The following is a 20,190-nucleotide window of genomic DNA, read 5'->3' as shown; positions in this document are numbered from 1 at the left end:
CTTGCTAAATCTGGAATAAGCCACTGCTAAATTAACTGTCACTTTAGTGATTGTTGGGGACTATGGTCATCTCTACGATAGGAGAGTTGACTGAGGGAGTAGAGAAGATGGGATGACTGGCGTAAGAGACGAACAATAATGTCTGCGTAATTTTTAATAAACCCGTTTAAAATTTTACCAGTGCTAATAAGAATATAGGTACTTTTGCCTCCAGAACAAAACGAGTAAAATGAACATCGCAATTAATGGTTTTGGTAGGATTGGACGCATCTTTCTGCGTACTGCTATCGAAAAAAACATCAACGTTGTTGCCATCAATGATCTGGGAGATCCGGCTGCTTTGGCCCACCTTTTTAAGTATGATACTGTACACAGAGGTTTTAAGGGTACAGTGAAATTTGAGAATGATGGTTTGATCATTAATGGAAAGAAAATTCTTGTATATGCTGAGCCTGACCCGGGAAAACTGCCGTGGGCCGATCTGGGGATTGACCTGGTATTGGAGTCGACAGGCAAGTTTGCCAGTAAGGCAGGAGCCGACCTTCATTTGATAGCAGGTGCCAGGCAGGTGTTGATATCAGCACCATGTGGTGATAAGGGGGTTGAAATGGTAGTGCTTGGTGTAAATGATGCTGAGGTAAACCTGAAAGCACCGGTGCTTTCGAACGCTTCCTGTACCACCAATAACGTGGCACCGATGGTTAAAATACTGGACGATAACTGGGGTATTCTGGATGGTTACATCACCACTGTACACTCTATGACCGGCGACCAGAACTTACACGATGCACCGCATAAAGACTTACGCAGGGCAAGGGCGGCATCGGCTTCTATTATCCCAACCAGCACAGGCGCTGCAAAAGCAATTACCAATATATTCCCTCATCTGGATGGTAAACTGGGGGGTGCGGGGATCAGGGTGCCGGTATTAAACGGCTCTTTAACTGATTTTACCTGTATTCTTAAAAAGGAAACAACCATTGAAGAGATTAATGTGGCCTTTAAAAAAGCTTCGGAAAATGAGATGCGCGATATAATAGAGTATACTGAAGACCCGATAGTTTCCGTTGATATTTTAGACAATCCACATTCGTGCATCTTTGATAGTCAGCTTACTTCTATAGTGGGCGATCTGGTAAAGGTTGTTGGCTGGTATGATAATGAATCGGGGTACTCTGCACGTTTGGTAGATGTGGTGCAAAAAATTATAAAGAGTAATTAATGCTTCTTATATTTGGCGCGACGCAAAAAGTTCGGCGTAAAATTTAGAACCAACCAATACGAAAACAATAATTTAAAAAATGAGAACAATAGATCAATGCAACTTTGCAGATAAGAAAGCTTTAGTCAGAGTTGACTTTAACGTCCCTTTGGATAAAGATTTTAATATTACTGATGATAAAAGAATGCGTGCGGCGCTACCTACAATCAATAAAATATTAAATGATGGTGGTAGTGTTATTCTAATGTCTCACCTGGGCAGACCAAAAGATGGTCCGGATGATAAAAATTCTTTGAAGCACATTTTAGGTGATCTTTCGAGAATGCTGGACCTTGAAGTGAAATTTGCCAATGATTGTATTGGTGCTGAAGCGGTTGAAAAAGCTAAAAACCTGATGCCGGGACAAGTGCTTTTGTTAGAAAACCTGCGCTTTTACAAGGAAGAGGAAAAAGGCGATAAAGCTTTTGCTGAAAAGTTAGCGAAACTTGGAAATGTATATGTAAATGATGCTTTTGGTACTGCACACCGTGCACATGCATCAACTGCTATTGTTGCTGAGTTTTTCCCTGATGCTAAATACTTTGGTTATTTGATGGCTGAAGAATTGAAGAATGCTGAAAAAGTAAATCATGGTGCTGCTAAACCTTTTACTGCTATTATGGGTGGTGCAAAGGTATCGGACAAGATTTTATTGATTGAAAGTTTACTTGATAAAGTTGACAACCTGATTATTGGTGGTGGTATGGCTTATACTTTTGCTAAAGCACAAGGTGGCGAAATTGGTACTTCTTTATTAGAAGCTGATAGAATGGAGCTTTGCCTGGAGCTACTGGAGAAAGCTAAAGCTAAAGGTGTAAATTTAGTGTTGCCTGTTGATACTGTAATTGCTGATAAATTTGACAATGATGCAGAAAAAGGTAATGTTGATGCCGGACAAATTCCTGCTGACTGGATGGGATTAGATATTGGCCCTAAAACTGCTGAATTGTTTGCCGGTATTATTAAAGACTCTAAAACATTATTGTGGAATGGCCCGATGGGTGTTTTTGAAATGACCAGTTTTGAGGTGGGTACACGCGCAATTGCTGATGCAGTTGTTGCGGCAACTAAAGAAAACGGTGCCTTCTCTTTAATTGGTGGTGGTGATTCGGCTGCTGCAATTGCCAAGTTTAATTTAGAAGATGAGGTAAGCTACGTATCTACCGGTGGTGGAGCATTGCTTGAATATATGGAAGGTAAAGAATTGCCGGGTGTAAAAGCTATAAATGACTAGTATACCTGACTAATTTTAAGGACAGGCGTTTCGTTTTTGCGAAACGCCTGTTTTGTTTACCACTTCCTCCCACCGTGATTTATGGCCTTTTTATAGTAAAAATGGGGGAAAGTGGTAGAGATTTAATATGTGGAAAACTTTTTGTGGTAGAATGTGGTAAAAAGTGGTAGAAGTACTTATTTTTACACTACATAAAAAGTGCACATATTATAATGGTTCAGTTATTAGGAGAATTTGATTGTAAATTAGACGCGAAAGGCCGCTTGATGGTCCCTTCGAGCCTGAAAAAGCAATTGCCTAATGTTGAGCAAGAGGGACTTGTGATTAACAGGGGTTTTGAGAAGCACCTGGTGATCTATCCTAAAAAAGTATGGGAAAAGATTGTGGAGGACTTGAGTAAGCTGAATCCGTACGAACAAAAAAACAGAGAATTTATAAGATTATTTACCCGCGGTGCTACAGAATTGACACTGGATGCAACTGGCAGGGTTAATTTGCCCAACTCATTACTGGAATCGGTAGGTATTGAAATTAATACTGAACTGGTACTGGCTTGTCAGTTCGATAAGATTGAGGTTTGGTCTAAAAAATCATACGAAGCATTATTTGATAAAGATCCTGCTGACTTTGCGCTGCTTGCTGCCGAAGTGATGGGGGATAAGAACAGGAGGGAAGATGGAAAATAATTACCATGTTCCGGTTTTGTTGCAGGAGTGTATTGATGGTTTAAATATTAAACCTAACGGTGTTTATGTTGATGTAACTTTTGGCGGTGGTGGTCACTCAAGAGAGATCCTTAAACATTTGGATAAAGATGGTGTGCTGATTGCTTTTGATCAGGATCCGGATGCGCAGAGAAATAAGATAGATGATCCGCGCTTTCACTTTGTAGATCAGAATTTCGCATTCCTTAAAAATAACCTTCGCCTGCTGGGCTTTAAAGCTGTTGATGGCATTTTGGCTGACCTTGGTGTCTCTTCTCATCAGTTTAATGAGCCGGAAAGAGGATTCTCGACCAGGTTTGATTCTGCATTGGATATGCGAATGGATAAGCAGGGTAAGCTTACTGCTGCGGAAGTACTGAATACTTATACTGAAGAAAAGCTGCACCGCATATTTGGTATTTATGGTGAGGTTAAAAATGCAAAGTCGCTGGCTAAAGCTGTAGTGACCGGCCGTATAGAGCGCCCGATAGCAACCCTGGCTGATTTTAAAAAAGCAGTTGCGGCACACATTCCAAAGGGAAAAGAAAATAAATATATGGCGCAGGTTTTTCAGGCCCTGCGCATCGAGGTGAATGCCGAGATAGATGTGCTGGAAAATTTTCTGGTACAGACTGCTGATGTGCTAAAGAGTGGGGGACGTCTGGTGGTGATGTCTTACCATTCTTTGGAAGACCGGCCGGTAAAGAATTACCTCGCCAAAGGAAAGTTTAAAGGTGAGGTTGATAAAGACTTTTTTGGTAACGAACAAAAGCCTTTTAAACTAATAACAAGGAAAGCTGTAATGGCTGATGAAGCTGAACTGGAACGTAACAGCAGATCCAGAAGTGCGAAATTAAGGATTGGAGAGAAGTTATGAATAACAGGTTTAGGGAACATATAGACGAGGAGCCGGAAGAAGACGAAGAATTGGATATCAGGATCAAGAAAAAAGAGCCTGCATCTGAAAATCAGTTCTTTAAAAAGTTATTTACTGAAGGGGTAGTGAGTAAGGAAGCTGCAACAGAGATGTTGCCGTTTTTGATATTTCTGTCGGTTTTGGGAATGCTGTATATCGCGAATAGCCATATGGCCATCAAGAACATCAGGAATATAGATCAGTTAAGTAAGGAAGTAAAAGAGATGAGCTGGGAATACAAATCGCTTAAGGCTGATTTGATGTTTAAAAGTAAACTAACAGAAGTTGCAAAAAAAGTGGATACACTGGGAATAAAAGAATTAACAGAGCCACCAAAAAAAATTGTAATAAGCAGTAATGAATATTAGAGCTAACATATTATTACGTGTTTATCTGTCTTTCGGACTGATTGTACTGTTTGCCGTGGCAGTACTGATCAGACTTTGCGATGTACAGTTTGTGGAGGGACATAAATGGCGTGCCATGGCCGATAGTCTCTCTACAAAGTATATCAATGTGGAAGCAGCACGTGGAAATATCTACTCAAACGATGGAAGCTTGCTTGCAACTTCTATTCCTGAGTATGAGCTCCGTATGGATATGTATGCCGGTGGTATTGCTGATAATGAAGTGTTTGATGGTAAGGTTGATTCGTTGGCATTGAGGCTATCGCAATTCTTTAAAGATAAAACGCCTAAGGAATACTCAAGGTACTTACGTACTGCCAGACGTGACAGTGCACGTTATTTATTGATTAAGCGTAAAGTTGGTTATCAGGAACTTAAAGAGATCAGGACTTTTCCTTTATATAATGTAGGAAAATACACGGGTGGCTTAATTGCTGTTCAGCAAAATAAAAGAATAAAACCGTTTAAATATCTTGCTGCAAGGACTATTGGCTATAAAAATGAAAATGTTGCCAATGGGGTTGGTTTAGAGGGCGCATACGGTGAATATATTAATGGCGAAAGCGGAAAAAGACTGGTTCAGAGAATATCTGGCGGTGTTTGGATGCCTGTTAATGATGAGGCTGAGGTAGCGCCTAAAGAGGGTGCAGATATTATATCGACCATTGATATTAATATGCAGGACCTGGCGCAAAGTGCGTTGGAAAAGCAGTTGAAGATTAGTGATGCTGACCACGGAACTGTAATACTGATGGAGGTGACTACAGGTGAGGTGAGGGCAGTTGCCAATTATACAAGGGTTAAAGAAGGGGTTTACGAAGAGAAATTTAATTATGCTATTGGTGGTAGCCAGGATCCTGGATCGACCTTTAAGCTGGCTTCTTATATGGCACTTCTGGAAGATAATAAAGTGGATACCAATACAATGGTGGCTACTGGAGACGGAACTTACAGGATACCGGGCCATACGATTAAAGATTCGCATGGTGGTATTGGAACGGTTACCGTAATGAAGGCTTTTGAGCAATCGGCAAATACTGCGGTAGCCAAGCTGGTTAATGCGGCTTATCAGGATAATCCATCGCAGTTTACCGATCATTTGTATGATATTCATATGAATGAAAGGCTTGGGTTGCAGATACCGGGTGAAACCAAGCCGGTGATTAAGAATCCTTCGTTTAAAAGTTGGAATAAAAATATGACACTGCCACAAATGGCATATGGTTATGAAATGCAGATTACGCCTTTGCAAATGCTGACTTTTTACAATGCCATTGCCAATGATGGTAAGTATATCGCGCCAATTTTTGTTAAGGAAATCCGTAGGCTGGGAAACCCGATTCAGCAGTTTAGTGCAAGGGTGATTTCGGATAGGGTTTGTTCTGAAAAGACAGTTAAAAAATTGCAGGCTATGCTGGAATCGGTAGTTACTAAAGGTACTGGTAAGCTGATGGGATCGCCATTATACAGGGTAGCGGGTAAAACAGGTACTGCCCAGGTTGCTGATGGGAACAGGGGGTATAAGGCTAAAAAGAGCTATCAGGCTTCTTTTTGTGGTTATTTCCCTGCTGATAAACCTAAGTATTCTATTATGGTAGCCATTAACGGGCCTAAAAACGGTTACTATGGTGCTGCGGTTGCTGGGCCGGTATTTAAAGAAATTGCTGATCGCATTTATGCCAGTGATATGGAAATGTACAATGATATTCCAAATCATCTGGTAGGCAATACAAAAGCTCCTGAAGCGAAAGCGGGTGAGAGTAAAGCGGTTAAAAAGATTTATAAATCATTAGGTATTAAAGCGCTTTATGCAGATAAATCTGTAAGTGGTATTGATACCAATAATGGGGTTCCTTACGAAGAGCTTGCTACGGTAAAAGGGGTAATGCCTGATGTGAAGGGAATGGGTTTAAAAGATGCATTATACCTGTTGGGTAATGCGGGATTAAAAACCAGGGTAAAAGGTGGTGGTAAGGTTGTAGCACAATCTATACCTGCCGGAAACAGAATTGGAAGAGGATTATTAGTTCAACTTGAATTACAATAAGATGCAGTTGCAGGAAGTTTTATATGGGGTAGCAATAACAAACCTGGTTGGGGTAACCAGCAGGGAGGTTAGCGCTTTGGTGTTTGATTCGCGTCTGGTTGCTAAGGATGTTGTGTTTTTTGCAATTAAGGGTACTTTGTCTGACGGGCATGCCTTTATCCCTGCTACTATTGAAGCAGGCGCAAGTGTTATTGTTTGCGAAGTAATACCTGCAGTTCGAGATGAGCAGGTAACTTATATAGAGGTTGAAAACAGTGCGGCTGCGTTGGGGATTATGGCTTCTAATTTTAATGGAAATCCTTCTGCTAAACTACAGCTAATTGGTATTACTGGTACCAATGGTAAAACTACTATTGCTACTTTATTATTTAAATTATTCAGGGAGCTTGGTTATAAGGTTGGTTTGATCTCGACAGTTGAGAATCATATTAACGATCAGGTGATTCCTGCTACGCATACTACGCCAAATCCTTTGGCTTTAAATAGTCTTTTACAGGATATGGTGGCTGCCGATTGTAGCTATTGTTTTATGGAGGTTAGTTCTCATGCGGTGGTGCAGCATAGAATTGAAGGCCTAAGTTTTTCAGGGGGGGTGTTTTCTAATATCACACATGACCATTTAGATTTTCATGTAACCTTTGATAATTATATTAAAGCGAAAAAGGCTTTTTTTGACGGCCTGCCAAAATCGGCTTTTGCATTAACCAATGTTGATGATAAAAACGGAATGGTAATGCTGCAGAATACTAAAGCTTCGAAAAAAACCTATGCCCTTAAACAGCTTGCTGACTTTAACGCTAAGGTTATTGAAAACAGCTTTAACGGTTTGCACCTGGATATTGACGGGGCCGATGTATTTTTTAAACTGGTAGGTTCTTTTAATGCTTACAATTTACTTGCGGTATACGGTACTGCTATGTTGCTTGAACAGGATCAGCTTTCGGTACTTACAGTATTAAGTAGGTTAACAGGTGCCGAGGGTAGGTTTGAGTATGTGGTTTCGCCTCAGAATATCATTGGAATAATTGACTACGCGCACACTCCTGATGCTGTTCAGAATGTTTTGAATACCATACAGAATATAAGAAAAGGTACTGAACAGGTGATTACAGTAATTGGCTGTGGCGGCGACAGGGATAAAGCTAAACGCCCTGTAATGGCGCAGGTTGCTTGCGACTGGAGCGATAAAGTGATTTTAACTTCGGATAACCCGAGAACGGAAAACCCGCAAACGATAATAGAGGATATGGAAAAGGGTGTTTCGCCAACAAATAAAAGAAAAACATTAAGTATAGTGGACAGGAAAGAGGCAATTAAAACTGCCTGTCATTTGGCTAAACCCGGTGATATTATTTTACTGGCAGGTAAGGGGCATGAAAAATATCAGGAAATAAATGGTGTAAGACATCATTTTGATGATAAAGAGGTATTGGTGGAACAATTTAATTTGATCAGCTAATGTTGTATTATTTATTCGAGTATCTAAATCAGAACTATGAGTTCCCCGGCTTGCGGTTGTTTCAATACATCACCTTCCGTACCTCTTTGGCTGTAATTATTTCGCTGATCATTACTACTGTGTATGGCAGAAGGCTGATCAATTATCTGCAAAAGATGCAGGTAGGTGAAACTGTGAGGAACCTTGGTTTAGAAGGCCAGATGCAAAAACAGGGTACGCCTACTATGGGGGGGATTATTATTTTGCTGGGTATTTTGGTACCTACATTATTGTTTGCCAACCTGACCAATATTTATGTGATTTTAATGATTGTAACCACCGTTTGGATGGGGGTTATTGGCTTTGTTGACGATTACATTAAGGTTTTTAGAAAAAATAAGGAAGGATTAGCCGGACGCTTTAAGATTGTTGGACAGGTTGGACTGGCGCTTATTATTGGCTGGACGATGTACTTTAACCCGAATATTGTAGTAAGGCAAACTGTTGATGAGGGTGCAAATGCTAAGGTAACTGCCGGCATAGCTGCAAAGACTACTGCACCAATGGTTTTGAGACAAAAAGGGGAGAGCTTTTATTATACTCAGGATGTGAAATCGACCCTGACCAATGTTCCTTTCTACAAAAATAACGAGTTCGATTACGCCAAAGTGCTTAAGTTTTTAGGCCCTGGCTATGAGAAATATGCGGTAATGGTTTTCCTGGTATTTGTGGTTATTATAGTAACTGCAGTATCAAACGGAGCCAATATTACGGATGGTATTGATGGGTTGGCTACGGGTACTTCGGCCATTATTGGTTTAACACTGGGATTATTGGCCTATGTGTCAGGTAATACGGTGATTGCAGATTACCTGAACATTATGTATATCCCTAATTCGGGTGAGCTGATGATTTTTGCGGGTGCTTTTGTGGGTGCTTGTGTAGGTTTTTTATGGTACAACTCTTATCCGGCCCAGGTATTTATGGGGGATACGGGAAGTTTGGCCATTGGCGGTATCATTGCGGCTTTTGCCATTATGATTAGAAAAGAATTGTTGATTCCGATTTTATGCGGGGTCTTTTTGATAGAGAATTTATCTGTAATTATCCAGGTAAGTTATTTTAAATATACAAAGAGACGGTTTGGCGAAGGCAGAAGGATTTTCCTGATGTCGCCTTTACACCATCATTATCAGAAAAAAGGATACCATGAGGCTAAAATCGTAACGCGGTTTTGGATTATCGGAATCTTACTGGCTATCATCACTATCATCACTTTAAAACTGCGGTAATGGAAAAGGGTAGAATTGTAATTCTTGGTGCAGGAGAAAGTGGGGTTGGAGCAGCAATGCTGGCGCAGAAACAGGGTTTTGATGTTTTTGTGTCGGACTTTGGGGCTATAGCCACGCAGTATAAAGAGATTTTAGAGGAATTGCGGGTTGACTTTGAAGAGAAACAACATACTGTCGAAAAAATATTGAGCGCAGTAGAAGTGATAAAAAGTCCGGGAATACCTGATAAGGCCCCGATTATAAAAGACATTAAGAAAAAAGGGATTCCGGTGGTTTCGGAAATTGAATTTGCAAAAAGGTATACCAATGCGAAAACAATATGTATTACCGGATCGAACGGTAAAACAACCACCACTATGCTTACCTACCATGCTTTAAAGAAAGCAGGATTTAATGTTGGCCTTGGCGGAAATATTGGGCATAGCTTTGCCGCACTGGTAGCAACAGCTGAATACGACTGGTATGTGCTGGAACTTTCGAGCTTTATGCTGGATGACATGCATGAGTTTAAGGCTGATATAGCCGTACTATTGAATATTACACCTGACCATTTGGATAGGTACGATTATAAACTTGGGAATTATGCTGCATCGAAAATGCGGATAACCCAAAATCAGACAGCTGATGATGTTTTCATTTACTGCGCTGATGACCCCGAAACTTTAAAAGTTTTAAAAACAACGAACGTAAGTTCAAAAATGTATCCCTTCTCTATTCGTAAAAAGATGGAGAGCGGCGCATACCTGGAAAGCAATATCATACACATAAATATACACCTAAACGACGAATTAACCATGTCTATTTCAGAGTTAGCCCTTCAGGGCAAGCATAATATTTACAACTCTATGGCTTCGGGCATAGTGGCCAAAGTATTAGACATTCGCAATACTTCCATCCGCGAGAGTATGGGAGATTTTAAGAATATTGAACACAGGCTGGAACATGTGGCAAAGATTTCGGGTGTAGATTACATCAACGATTCTAAAGCCACCAATGTGAATTCGACCTGGTATGCTTTAGAAAGTGTAGGGACCGACGTGATTCTGATTATGGGTGGCGTTGATAAGGGTAATGATTATACTATGCTTAAGGATATGGTGCACCAGAAGGTGAAAGCTATTATATGCTTAGGTAAAGATAATAAGCGTATTCATGAAGCTTTTGAAGAGGATGTGGAGATTATAGTGAATACTTTTTCTGCTCATGAAGCGGTACAGGTGGCTTATCATCTGGCTAAAAAAGGTGATACAGTATTATTATCGCCGGCATGTGCAAGCTTTGATTTGTTTAAAAATTACGAAGACAGAGGTAATCAATTTAAGACTGCTGTTAAAGAATTATAAGTTATGGTTGCAATAAACAAAATTCTGGACAAAACAAAAGGAGATCGCTGGATTTGGCTGATCATCATTTTGTTGTCGCTTATTTCGGTTTTGGTAGTATACAGTTCTACCAGTACCCTGGCATTTAAGCGCGGTGTAGGAGTTGAAAAATTATTGCTTACCAAACACGTGATATTTGTGCTGATAGGGATTGCGATGATTTATATAGCGCATCTTTTGGATTACAGATACTATGCCGGGATTTCAAAAGTGCTGATGGTGATTACCATACCATTGCTGGTGTATACGCTGATTTTTGGAGCTAACGTAAATGATGCTTCCAGGTGGGTTAAAATACCGTTGATCGGTTTAACATTTCAGACTTCGGATTTGGCTAAACTGGCTTTAATTACATTTTTAGCAAGGATGCTGACGCGTAAACAGGAGAATATTAAAGATGTTAAAGAAGCATTTATCCCAATTATGGGTTCTGTTTGTGTGGTGTTTGTGTTGATTGCATGGGCAAATATGTCGACAGCTTTAATGCTTTTTGGTGTGAGTATCTTACTGTTGATTATAGGTCGGATTAGTATTAAGCAGATCATGATGGTGTGTGCCGGTGGTTTTGTGCTTTTACTTTTTGTAGCCTTTTTAGGTCCACGTAGGGAAGTGTACAAATCGCGTATTGAAACTTATATGCATCCGGAGCGTCAGAATTCTGATAAGACATTTCAGTCTGACCACTCAAAGATTGCTTTGGCTTCTGGTGGGGTTTTTGGTAAAGGACCCGGAAATAGTATTGAAAAGAACTTTTTGCCGCACCCGTATTCTGATTTTGTATTTGCCATGATCATTGAAGAGTATGGAACTATAGGGGGGATAATTGTAATGTCGCTTTATCTGGTACTGCTATATAGGTGTATAAAGATTGTAACCCGGGCGCCAAAAGCATTTGGGGCATTGCTGGCGGCAGGTTTAAGTTTTAGTTTAACCATACAGGCCTTTGCAAATATGGCTGTTGCAGTTGGTTTGGGCCCGGTTACGGGTGTGCCTTTGCCATTGGTAAGTATGGGTGGTACCTCTCTGTTATTTACAAGTATTGCATTTGGAATAATATTGAGTGTAAGTAAAGACGTGGAAGAGAATAGTAGTAAGAAAGTAATTGTAGGCGAAATACCTGCAATGGCATAATATAAAGAGATGGAACCAACAAGAGTAATTATTTCGGGTGGCGGTACTGGCGGACATATTTTTCCAGCCATATCTATCGCCAATGCGCTAAAGCGTATGGAGCCTGAGTGCGAAATACTGTTTGTTGGCGCTACCGGTAGAATGGAGATGGAAAAGGTTCCTGCTGCCGGATATAAAATTGTTGGTTTAAATATTAGTGGTATCCAAAGAGGTTCTATTATTAAAAACCTTGGCCTGCCATTTAAACTTTTTGGAAGTGTTAGAAAGGCCATGCAATTGATCTCTGAGTTTAAACCGGATGTTGTTGTAGGGGTTGGTGGTTATGCATCAGGACCAATACTATATGCGGCATCATTAAAAAATATTCCTTACCTGATACAGGAGCAAAACTCTTATGCAGGTATAACCAATAAATGGCTGGGTAAAAAGGCTGCTAAAGTTTGTGTGGCTTTTGATGGCATGGATCAGTTTTTTCCTGCCGAGCGTATATTAAAAACCGGAAACCCGGTAAGGAAAGATGTTGTTGATATTTTAAACAAGCACCATGCTGGTGCAGAATTGTTAAAGCTTGATCCGCTTAAGAAAACAATACTGGTTACAGGTGGTAGCCTGGGTGCCGGTACTTTAAATAAAAGTATTGAAAAGCATTTGCCGGATTTGTTGAGAGAAGATGTGCAGGTGATATGGCAAACTGGTAAGTTCTATTATAAGGGAATTGCTGAACGCTTGGGTTTGGACTATCATCCAAATGTGCGTATTCTGGAGTTTCTGAATAAGATGGATATGGCTTATGCGGCTGCAGATCTGATGATATCGAGAGCGGGAGCTGGTACTATTGCAGAATTGTGTTTGATTAAAAAGCCGGTTATTCTTGTTCCTTCGCCTAATGTGGCAGAGGATCATCAGACGAAAAATGCCATGGCTTTAGTGAAACACAATGCAGCGCTGTTGATAACAGATCGATCTGCTGAAGATACCCTGGTTAGGGAGGCTTTATCGTTGCTAAAAGATAAAGAGCGGTGTAAAACACTTGCAGAGAATATCGGGGAGATGGCTTTGCCTGATGCCGATAACCTGATTGCGCAGCAGGTTTTAAATTTAGCAGGAAGGGAGGGATTAAAATAATGGAACTGGACAATATAAAAAGAGTTTATTTTGTAGGTATTGGTGGAATTGGGATGAGTGCCCTTGCCCGTTATTTTATAAAAAGAAAGTGTATTGTTTGCGGTTATGATAAAACGAAAACAAACCTTACAACTGCTCTTGAGCAGGAAGGCATCCTGATATCGTATGTGGATAATGAGGATACTTTGCCGAATTGCTTTACTGAGGACGATACAGAAACATTGGTGGTTTATACACCTGCCATACCTAAGAATTCGCAGATACTGAATTACTTTAAAGGTCATGGTTTTAAACTTAAAAAACGTTCAGAGGTTTTGGGTATCATTAGCAAAGGGCAGTTTTGTATTGCTGTTGCCGGTACACATGGTAAAACCACTACCTCATCAGTAGTTGCACATATTTTAACTGACACCGGTTATGGCTGTACTGCATTTTTAGGAGGAATAGCCACCAATTATAACAGTAATTTTTTAATTGGTAATAACAATGTTGTGGTGGTAGAGGCTGATGAATATGATCGTTCATTTTTGACCTTGCACCCGGATATTTCAGTGATTACTTCTATGGATGCGGATCATCTGGATATTTATGGTGATGCATCGCATTTGCAGGAATCATTTAAATTGTTTGCTGCTCAGCTAAAGCCTGAGGGAACGCTGTTTGCTAAAAAAGGCTTGCCTATTGCCGGTTCAATAAGCTATAGTGCGGATATGGACTCGGAGGTTAGGGCTAAAAACATCAGAGTAGAGCATGCAAGCTTCGTGTTTGATTATCAGGATGCGGATCATTTGATTGAAGGGATAAGCCTGATGCTGCCCGGAAAGCATAATGTAGAAAACACTGTGGCAGCAATTGCTGTTGCTTTAAAGCTGGGGATTGACCCGGATAAAATAAAAGCTGCTGTAGCAAACTTTAAGGGTGTTAAAAGGAGATTTGAATACATTGTAAATTCTCCGGAGCACATTTATATAGATGATTATGCCCACCACCCTGAAGAATTGAGAGCTTGCTTTAATGCGGTAAGACAATTGTATCCTGATAAGAAATTGACAGTAATCTTTCAGCCGCATTTGTTTACCCGTACCCGTGATTTTGCAGATGATTTTGCAAAAGTTTTAAGCACTGCTGATGATTTGGTACTGCTGGAAATTTATCCGGCCAGGGAATTGCCTCTGGAGGGTATAAATTCGCAGTATTTGCTGGATAAGATCTCTTTGGAAGACAAAGAGATATGTGGAAAAGATTTAGTTGTGGCGCGCATAAAGAACAAGCAGCCTGAGTTACTTTTAACTGTAGGTGCCGGTGATATAGATACATTGATACAACCCCTAAAAACCTTGTTGACAAATGTTTAAGAGGATAAATTGGAGATCGGTATTTAAAGGTTTTGCCTGGATTGTTAGTCTGGCAGGAATTATAGTGCTTATGAGTTTTGTGAGCATTAAGAAGAATACTGTGACCTGTACCAATGTTAAAATCTTAATTCCGGGGGCTGATAATTTTATTGAAAGGGAAGAAGTAGACGCGATTTTAAAACAGAGCCAGGGGGTTTTGATAGGGAAAAATCTGGAACAGATTAACCTGGAAGATATTGAAAAGAAATTAAAAGCTAATCCTTACATCGCTTTTGCAACTGTTTATGCTGATATGAATGGGGTTATTCATATTAATGTTAAACAGCGCCAGCCTATATTAAGGATTATAAATGCCAGTGATCAGGATTTCTATATCGACAGAAATGGATTGAAAATGCCAATTTCTCCAAATTTTACGGCCAGCGTATTGGTTGCGAATGGAAAAATACTGGAACATTTTAGCGGTAAGGTAGATACTTTAATTACCAAACTGGCAAAAGACTTATATAAAACTGCATCTTATATAAAGCAGGACACGCTTTGGGATGCGCAGATTGAGCAATTGGTTGTGGATAGTAAAAATGACATTCAGTTGGTACCAAGGGTGGGTAACCAGCGGATCATTTTGGGAACTGCAGATTCTTTAGAGGTTAAAATGAGAAATCTGCGCGCCTTTTACAATAAAGCAATGCCAAAGGTGGGATGGGATACCTATAAAACCATCAATATTAAATATACTAACCAGGTTGTTTGTGAAAAGAACATGGTTGATTCTTTAACAGGGAAGAGGTTAGATACTCTGGAGAAGAAGCCGATAGATACGGTACCCCGGGAAGAGATGCCGGATGAACTAAAGGAAGATAATTAAACAGTTACCAGGAAAAACAAGAATAAAAAACTCAACAAATCAATATAGTTATGGGCAAAGAAAAATTAACCACTCAGTCTCCAATTGTAGTAGGATTGGATATTGGTACTACTAAGATCTGTGTGATCGTTGGTCGCAGAACACAACACGGAAAAATAGAAGTATTAGGTATAGGAAAAGCAGAATCCGCAGGGGTAACACGTGGTGTGGTATCCAATATCCAGAAAACAGTTCAGGGGATAGCTCAGGCGGTAGAACTTGCAAGTGGACAATCGAACGTCGAAATCCGCGTTGTTAATGTAGGTATTGCTGGCCAGCATATCAAAAGTTTACAACACCGAGGTATTTTGACCAGAAGAGAGCTGAATAATGAGATAGGAAAGAAAGACATTGACAAATTAATTGATGATATGTTCAAACTGGTTATGCCCCCAGGAGAAGAAATCATTCATGTATTGCCTCAAGAGTTTACTATCGACAATGAGCCAGGTATTAAAGATCCTATTGGAATGGCAGGAGTGCGTTTGGAAGCAAACTTCCACATCATTTCTGGTCAGGTAACTGCGGTAAAAAATATAATGAGATGCGTAACCAATGCAGGGTTGCAAACTCAGGAATTAATACTGGAGCCATTAGCTTCTTCGGAATCGGTGTTGAGCGATGAAGAGAAAGAGGCAGGTGTGGCTTTGGTTGATATAGGTGGTGGTACTACCGATATCGCTATTTTCCATGAGGGAATTATCCGCCATACAGCAGTTATTCCTTTTGGTGGCAACAGTGTAACTGAAGATATCAGAGAAGGATGTTCTGTGATGAGAAATCAGGCTGAGTTGCTGAAAACCCGTTTTGGTTCGGCATTGGCAGAAGAAAATAAAGAGAATGAGATTATTTGTGTTCCGGGATTGAGAGGAAGAGAACCTAAAGAGATTTCAGTGAAAAATCTTGCTTATGTAATCCAGGCCCGTATGGAGGAAATTATTGAGCATGTTTACTATGAAATTAAATCTTCAGGTTATGAGAAAAAACTAATCGGTGGAGTTGTAATTACCGGTGGTGGTGCTTTATTGAAACACTTGTCGCAGTTGGTAGAATATGTAACCGGATTAGATTGCCGTGTTGGATATCCGAATGAGCATTTGTCAAAATATGAAGACATGCCTAAAACCATCTATGATGATTTGAAAAGCCCAATGTATGCAACCAGTGTTGGTTTATTAATTAAAGGGATACAAAAAGCTGAGGAGTTACTTGAAGAAATGAAGCAGCCGGGAGTATTTGTAGAACGACCAAAAGATAAAGAGAAAGTGAAGCGTTCTGGTGGTGGATTGTTTGATAAACTCCTTGCAAAAACAAAGGATTTTATCAAAGACGACATGAATGTAAGTGACGAAGATTATATAAAACCGTAATATTTTTCAACAAAACGCGATTTTTCCACATTCTTAACAGTTGTGGAAAACGCCTGTTAAAAAAGTGTTAATATTACATAGAGAGATGAACAGGAAAAACGAATTTTTAAATAACTGATTCATAAAGATATGCAGTTTGAAATGTTAAAAGATAAGTCGTCAATCATCAAAGTAATTGGTGTTGGTGGCGGTGGAGGTAATGCGGTAAACCATATGTACCGTTCTGGAATTACAGGTGTTGACTTTATCATTTGTAATACTGATGCTCAGGCACTGGAGTTTAGTCCGATCCCTAACAAAGTTCAGCTTGGTGCAAGTTTAACTGAAGGTATGGGTGCGGGTTCTATTCCGGAAGTTGGGAAAAATTCGGCGATAGAGAATATTGACGATATTAAGCAGATGTTGGGCAGCACTACAAAAATGTTGTTCATCACGGCAGGAATGGGTGGTGGTACCGGAACGGGTGCCAGTCCTATTATCGCTAAAGCTGCAAAAGAATTAGATATTTTAACGGTAGCCATTATTACTACACCTTTTGCCTTTGAAGGTAAAAGACGTAAAATGCAGGCTAACGATGGATTGGATGAACTGAAAAAATATGTAGATTCTTACCTGGTTATTTCTAACGATAGATTACGTGAAATATTCGGTAACCTTACTTTAGGTTCAGCATTTGCTCAGGCAGATGATATTTTAACAACTGCAGCTAAAGGAATTGCCGAGATTATAACGGTGCCAGGATATATCAACGTGGATTTTAAAGATGTGCGTACCGTTATGAAAGATAGCGGCGTATCTATAATGGGTAGTTTTGCCTGCGAAGGTGAAAACAGAGCTTTAAATGCTGTTGAAGGTGCTTTAGCTTCCCCATTATTGAAAGATAATGAGATTGAAGGTGCCAGATATATTTTATTGAACATTAGTTCTGGTACACAGGAAGTAACAATGGATGAGGTTACCATTATAACTGATTATATTCAGGAGAAGGCTGGTCTTTCTGCAGATTTGATCTGGGGTAACTGTATTGATGAGAATCTTGGTGAAAGATTGTCTGTAACCATTATTGCTACCGGTTTCCAAACTAAAGAACAGCGCGAAGAAGACAAAAAGAACGTTAAAAAAATCTCTTTGTTAACTCCTGAAGAGGCACCTATGGTGCGTCCGGTAGAGCCTGTTAACTCTTTTATACAGCCTAAAGCTGATGTTCCTGCCCAGGAACCGGTAATGAAAGCTAAAGAAGAGATAAAGCAATCTGATCTTTTCGGTGATTTATTTAATATCAATAAAACCAGAAAAGTTGATGAACCTGAAAATACAGTTGTAAGACATACTTTAATTGAAGAAGAACCGGTTCAGGAAACTCAACAGGAGTCTGCAGGTTTTGAGTTTGAAATTAAACTCGCTGAAACGGATTTCGTATTTGAAACTCCTGCATCAGTATTCAATAATGATGTTGAAGCTCATAAGGAAGAGATTCTTGAAGTGGGAGCTGATGACGATAAAAACGATGAATCAATAGAAGATCAGCTTAAAAAATCGAAAGAAAGAATTTTAAGATTAAAAGATCTTAGCATGAAATTAAGAACCAGCAATGGTTTGCAGGAGTTAGAGAATGAGCCGGCTTATAAACGTAAGCAAATGCAATTGCAGCAGGTTCAGCATTCATCTGAATCTCAGGTTTCCAGATTTACGTTAAGTAATGATGAAGATGGATCAACTGAAATCAGACCTAACAACTCGTTTCTTCATGATAATGTTGATTAATGATTAACATAAAAAAAATAGAAAGCCTTAGCAATAAATATGTTAAGGCTTTTTTGGCATAATAATAGTGTATTAGCCTTGGTACAGGCTGATGTTGCGTATCAGTCATATTAACCTTAAATTTGCAAAAAATATAAAAAAACTTAATACATATAACATTGGATATTTTTGAAAAGATAGCAAAGCATATGGGCCCTATCGGGCAACATCACAAATGGTCACATGGATATTTCTCATTTCCTAAATTAGAGGGGGATATCGCTCCTCACATGAATTTTCGCGGTAAAGAGCATCTGGTATGGAGCTTAAATAACTACTTAGGTTTAGCTAATCATCCTGAAGTAAGAGAAGCTGATTTAAAAGGGGCTTCGGATTTTGGAATGGCTTATCCAATGGGTGCCCGTATGATGTCGGGTAACTCAAAATACCACGAACAACTGGAGCAGCAACTTGCGGCATTTGTAGGTAAACCAGACGCTTTTCTATTGAACTATGGTTATCAGGGAATGGTTTCTATCATTGATAGTCTTGTGGATAGAAATGATGTTATTGTTTATGATGCTGAATCTCATGCATGTATTATAGACGGATTGCGTTTGCATATGGGTAAACGTTTTGTGTATAAGCATAACGATATTGAGAGCGCACGCAAGCAACTTGAAAGAGCAACTAAACTTGTTGAGCAAAGTGGTGGTGGTATATTGGTAATTACCGAAGGTGTTTTTGGTATGTCGGGTGCACAAGGGAAATTAAAAGAACTTGTTGACCTTAAAAAGGAGTTTAACTTCCGCTTATTGATTGATGATGCTCATGGTTTTGGTACTATGGGGCCTACCGGTGCAGGTACCCACGAAGAGCAAAACTGTATTGACGGGGTAGATGTTTACTTCGGTACTTTTGCCAAATCTATGGCTGGTATTGGTGCATTTGTAGCCTCTACCGAAGAAATGACTAATTTTTTCCGTTACAATATGCGTTCTCAAACTTTTGCCAAAGCATTACCAATGCCTATGGTTATTGGTTTGTTAAAAAGATTAGAGCTGTTAAAGAACAATCCTGAGCTTAGAGAGAAATTATGGAATGTAGCTACTACATTACAGAAAGGCCTTAGAGACCGTGGATTTGATTTAGGCGTAACAAACACAATGGTTACCCCTGTGTTCTTAAAAGGTGAGCTGCTGGAAGCTACGGCACTTACAATGGACCTCCGTGAGAACTACGGAATATTCTGTTCAATTGTAGTGTATCCTGTTATTCCTAAGGGACTAATTGAGTTAAGGTTGATACCAACTGCTGTTCATACAATGGAAGATGTACAGCGCACCTTAGATGCCTTTAGTGAAGTTTCGGATAAATTGAAAAGCGGATACTATAAAGAGAATCAATTCTCTATAGCATAACAGTCATTTTAGTAAAAAGCCCCTCTAAGCATATTAGAGGGACTTTTTTGTGTTAAGTTATTTTGTAATCGCTTGATTTTCAGTCTTATGGTTTAATTTAAAGTAGATTTAATTGTGCATAACCCCATGGAATGTGGAAAAAAACAAGGTTTTAGGCACTTTTTTATTAATCCAAAAGTTTTTTTTATAAAATAAACATCTTACTTTAGTAATAGAGTATTAATCAAAACCTTAAAAACCTAAAAGGAGTAAATTAACGATGAAAAAATTTAATGAAGTAAAAGAGCTTGTAGCAGCTTTAGAAGCTGATGCCGACAAATTCTACAACAAGGCGAACAGTGCTGCAGGTACACGTGTACGTAAAGGTATGCAAGATCTTAAGAACTTAGCTCAAACTATTCGTTTGGAAATTCAAGAGACAAAAAATAAAGGTTAGAACCACTTTACTTTTTGTTTT

The 20,190-nt window shown here is 39.5% G+C and carries 17 protein-coding genes; all 17 read left to right on the top strand.

Going from position 1 to position 20,190, the window contains the following annotated elements; translation table 11 throughout:
* Positions 1 to 229: 229 nt before the first annotated feature.
* The 17 genes from gap to CPT03_RS13000 all read left to right on the top strand — a co-directional run bounded on the left by gap (position 230) and on the right by CPT03_RS13000 (position 20,169).
* Complete coding sequence (gene gap, locus CPT03_RS13080; protein ID WP_099439267.1) at positions 230 to 1,222, top strand: type I glyceraldehyde-3-phosphate dehydrogenase; 993 nt, start codon at positions 230 to 232, stop codon at positions 1,220 to 1,222.
* Positions 1,223 to 1,301: 79 nt separating this feature from the next.
* Positions 1,302 to 2,495 carry a phosphoglycerate kinase gene (locus CPT03_RS13075; protein WP_099439266.1) on the top strand — a complete coding sequence of 398 codons (1,194 nt, stop codon included), beginning with the start codon at positions 1,302 to 1,304 and terminating at the stop codon, positions 2,493 to 2,495.
* A 212-nt stretch (positions 2,496 to 2,707) separates the two neighbouring features.
* Complete coding sequence (gene mraZ / locus CPT03_RS13070; RefSeq protein ID WP_068890708.1) at positions 2,708 to 3,181, top strand: division/cell wall cluster transcriptional repressor MraZ; 474 nt, start codon at positions 2,708 to 2,710, stop codon at positions 3,179 to 3,181.
* Positions 3,171 to 4,076, top strand: coding sequence for a 16S rRNA (cytosine(1402)-N(4))-methyltransferase RsmH (gene rsmH / locus CPT03_RS13065; RefSeq protein WP_099439265.1), 906 nt, complete (start codon positions 3,171 to 3,173; stop codon positions 4,074 to 4,076). Before mraZ ends, rsmH begins: the two co-directional genes overlap by 11 nt.
* A complete protein-coding gene (locus CPT03_RS13060) occupies positions 4,073 to 4,483 on the top strand; it encodes an FtsL-like putative cell division protein (RefSeq protein ID WP_099439264.1) in 411 nt (136 codons plus the stop codon). The genes rsmH and CPT03_RS13060 overlap by 4 nt, the downstream gene beginning before the upstream one ends.
* Positions 4,473 to 6,569, top strand: coding sequence for a penicillin-binding protein (locus tag CPT03_RS13055; protein ID WP_099439263.1), 2,097 nt, complete (start codon positions 4,473 to 4,475; stop codon positions 6,567 to 6,569). Before CPT03_RS13060 ends, CPT03_RS13055 begins: the two co-directional genes overlap by 11 nt.
* Before the next feature lies 1 nt (position 6,570).
* A complete protein-coding gene (locus CPT03_RS13050) occupies positions 6,571 to 8,028 on the top strand; it encodes a UDP-N-acetylmuramoyl-L-alanyl-D-glutamate--2,6-diaminopimelate ligase (RefSeq protein ID WP_099439262.1) in 1,458 nt (485 codons plus the stop codon).
* On the top strand, positions 8,028 to 9,299 hold the full coding sequence (gene mraY, locus CPT03_RS13045; RefSeq protein ID WP_099439261.1) for a phospho-N-acetylmuramoyl-pentapeptide-transferase: 1,272 nt from the start codon (positions 8,028 to 8,030) through the stop codon (positions 9,297 to 9,299). Before CPT03_RS13050 ends, mraY begins: the two co-directional genes overlap by 1 nt.
* A complete protein-coding gene (murD, locus tag CPT03_RS13040) occupies positions 9,299 to 10,642 on the top strand; it encodes a UDP-N-acetylmuramoyl-L-alanine--D-glutamate ligase (protein WP_099439260.1) in 1,344 nt (447 codons plus the stop codon). The genes mraY and murD overlap by 1 nt, the downstream gene beginning before the upstream one ends.
* A 3-nt stretch (positions 10,643 to 10,645) precedes the next feature.
* Positions 10,646 to 11,812, top strand: coding sequence for an FtsW/RodA/SpoVE family cell cycle protein (locus CPT03_RS13035; RefSeq protein WP_172954178.1), 1,167 nt, complete (start codon positions 10,646 to 10,648; stop codon positions 11,810 to 11,812).
* A 9-nt stretch (positions 11,813 to 11,821) separates the two neighbouring features.
* The gene (murG, locus tag CPT03_RS13030) at positions 11,822 to 12,937 is read left to right on the top strand and encodes an undecaprenyldiphospho-muramoylpentapeptide beta-N-acetylglucosaminyltransferase (protein ID WP_099439259.1); all 1,116 of its coding nucleotides are present in this window, start codon (positions 11,822 to 11,824) and stop codon (positions 12,935 to 12,937) included.
* The gene (gene murC, locus CPT03_RS13025) at positions 12,937 to 14,292 is read left to right on the top strand and encodes a UDP-N-acetylmuramate--L-alanine ligase (protein ID WP_099439258.1); all 1,356 of its coding nucleotides are present in this window, start codon (positions 12,937 to 12,939) and stop codon (positions 14,290 to 14,292) included. Before murG ends, murC begins: the two co-directional genes overlap by 1 nt.
* A complete protein-coding gene (locus tag CPT03_RS13020) occupies positions 14,285 to 15,160 on the top strand; it encodes a cell division protein FtsQ/DivIB (RefSeq protein WP_099439257.1) in 876 nt (291 codons plus the stop codon). The genes murC and CPT03_RS13020 overlap by 8 nt, the downstream gene beginning before the upstream one ends.
* A gap of 50 nt (positions 15,161 to 15,210) precedes the next feature.
* Positions 15,211 to 16,569, top strand: coding sequence for a cell division protein FtsA (gene ftsA, locus CPT03_RS13015; protein ID WP_048904200.1), 1,359 nt, complete (start codon positions 15,211 to 15,213; stop codon positions 16,567 to 16,569).
* A gap of 129 nt (positions 16,570 to 16,698) precedes the next feature.
* Positions 16,699 to 18,333, top strand: a complete 1,635-nt coding sequence (gene ftsZ / locus CPT03_RS13010) for a cell division protein FtsZ (protein ID WP_099439256.1) — start codon at positions 16,699 to 16,701, stop codon at positions 18,331 to 18,333.
* A gap of 158 nt (positions 18,334 to 18,491) precedes the next feature.
* Positions 18,492 to 19,733 (top strand): aminotransferase class I/II-fold pyridoxal phosphate-dependent enzyme, encoded by a 1,242-nt coding sequence (locus tag CPT03_RS13005; RefSeq protein ID WP_099439255.1) that lies wholly within the window; start codon positions 18,492 to 18,494, stop codon positions 19,731 to 19,733.
* Between the two features lie 259 nt (positions 19,734 to 19,992).
* The gene (locus CPT03_RS13000; protein WP_048904203.1) at positions 19,993 to 20,169 is read left to right on the top strand and encodes a hypothetical protein; all 177 of its coding nucleotides are present in this window, start codon (positions 19,993 to 19,995) and stop codon (positions 20,167 to 20,169) included.
* The last annotated feature ends 21 nt before the right edge of the window (positions 20,170 to 20,190 follow it).

The organism is Pedobacter ginsengisoli, from assembly GCF_002736205.1.
GTDB lineage: Bacteria > Bacteroidota > Bacteroidia > Sphingobacteriales > Sphingobacteriaceae > Pedobacter > Pedobacter ginsengisoli_A.
The sequence above is the reverse complement of the archived record's forward strand: the minus strand, read 5'-3'. Positions and strand labels throughout refer to the sequence as shown.

Excerpts from the sequence above, each read along its gene's own strand:
- CPT03_RS13050 (WP_099439262.1), top strand. The coding sequence starts at position 6,571 with ATGCAGTTGCAGGAAGTTTTATATGGGGTAGCAATAACAAACCTGGTT.
- CPT03_RS13020 (WP_099439257.1), top strand. The coding sequence starts at position 14,285 with ATGTTTAAGAGGATAAATTGGAGATCGGTATTTAAAGGTTTTGCCTGG.
- CPT03_RS13060 (WP_099439264.1), top strand. The coding sequence starts at position 4,073 with ATGAATAACAGGTTTAGGGAACATATAGACGAGGAGCCGGAAGAAGAC.
- murC (WP_099439258.1), top strand. The coding sequence starts at position 12,937 with ATGGAACTGGACAATATAAAAAGAGTTTATTTTGTAGGTATTGGTGGA.
- rsmH (WP_099439265.1), top strand. The coding sequence starts at position 3,171 with ATGGAAAATAATTACCATGTTCCGGTTTTGTTGCAGGAGTGTATTGAT.
- CPT03_RS13000 (WP_048904203.1), top strand. The coding sequence starts at position 19,993 with ATGAAAAAATTTAATGAAGTAAAAGAGCTTGTAGCAGCTTTAGAAGCT.
- murG (WP_099439259.1), top strand. The coding sequence starts at position 11,822 with ATGGAACCAACAAGAGTAATTATTTCGGGTGGCGGTACTGGCGGACAT.
- ftsZ (WP_099439256.1), top strand. The coding sequence starts at position 16,699 with ATGCAGTTTGAAATGTTAAAAGATAAGTCGTCAATCATCAAAGTAATT.
- CPT03_RS13055 (WP_099439263.1), top strand. The coding sequence starts at position 4,473 with ATGAATATTAGAGCTAACATATTATTACGTGTTTATCTGTCTTTCGGA.
- ftsA (WP_048904200.1), top strand. The coding sequence starts at position 15,211 with ATGGGCAAAGAAAAATTAACCACTCAGTCTCCAATTGTAGTAGGATTG.
- mraY (WP_099439261.1), top strand. The coding sequence starts at position 8,028 with ATGTTGTATTATTTATTCGAGTATCTAAATCAGAACTATGAGTTCCCC.
- mraZ (WP_068890708.1), top strand. The coding sequence starts at position 2,708 with ATGGTTCAGTTATTAGGAGAATTTGATTGTAAATTAGACGCGAAAGGC.
- CPT03_RS13035 (WP_172954178.1), top strand. The coding sequence starts at position 10,646 with ATGGTTGCAATAAACAAAATTCTGGACAAAACAAAAGGAGATCGCTGG.
- CPT03_RS13075 (WP_099439266.1), top strand. The coding sequence starts at position 1,302 with ATGAGAACAATAGATCAATGCAACTTTGCAGATAAGAAAGCTTTAGTC.
- murD (WP_099439260.1), top strand. The coding sequence starts at position 9,299 with ATGGAAAAGGGTAGAATTGTAATTCTTGGTGCAGGAGAAAGTGGGGTT.
- gap (WP_099439267.1), top strand. The coding sequence starts at position 230 with ATGAACATCGCAATTAATGGTTTTGGTAGGATTGGACGCATCTTTCTG.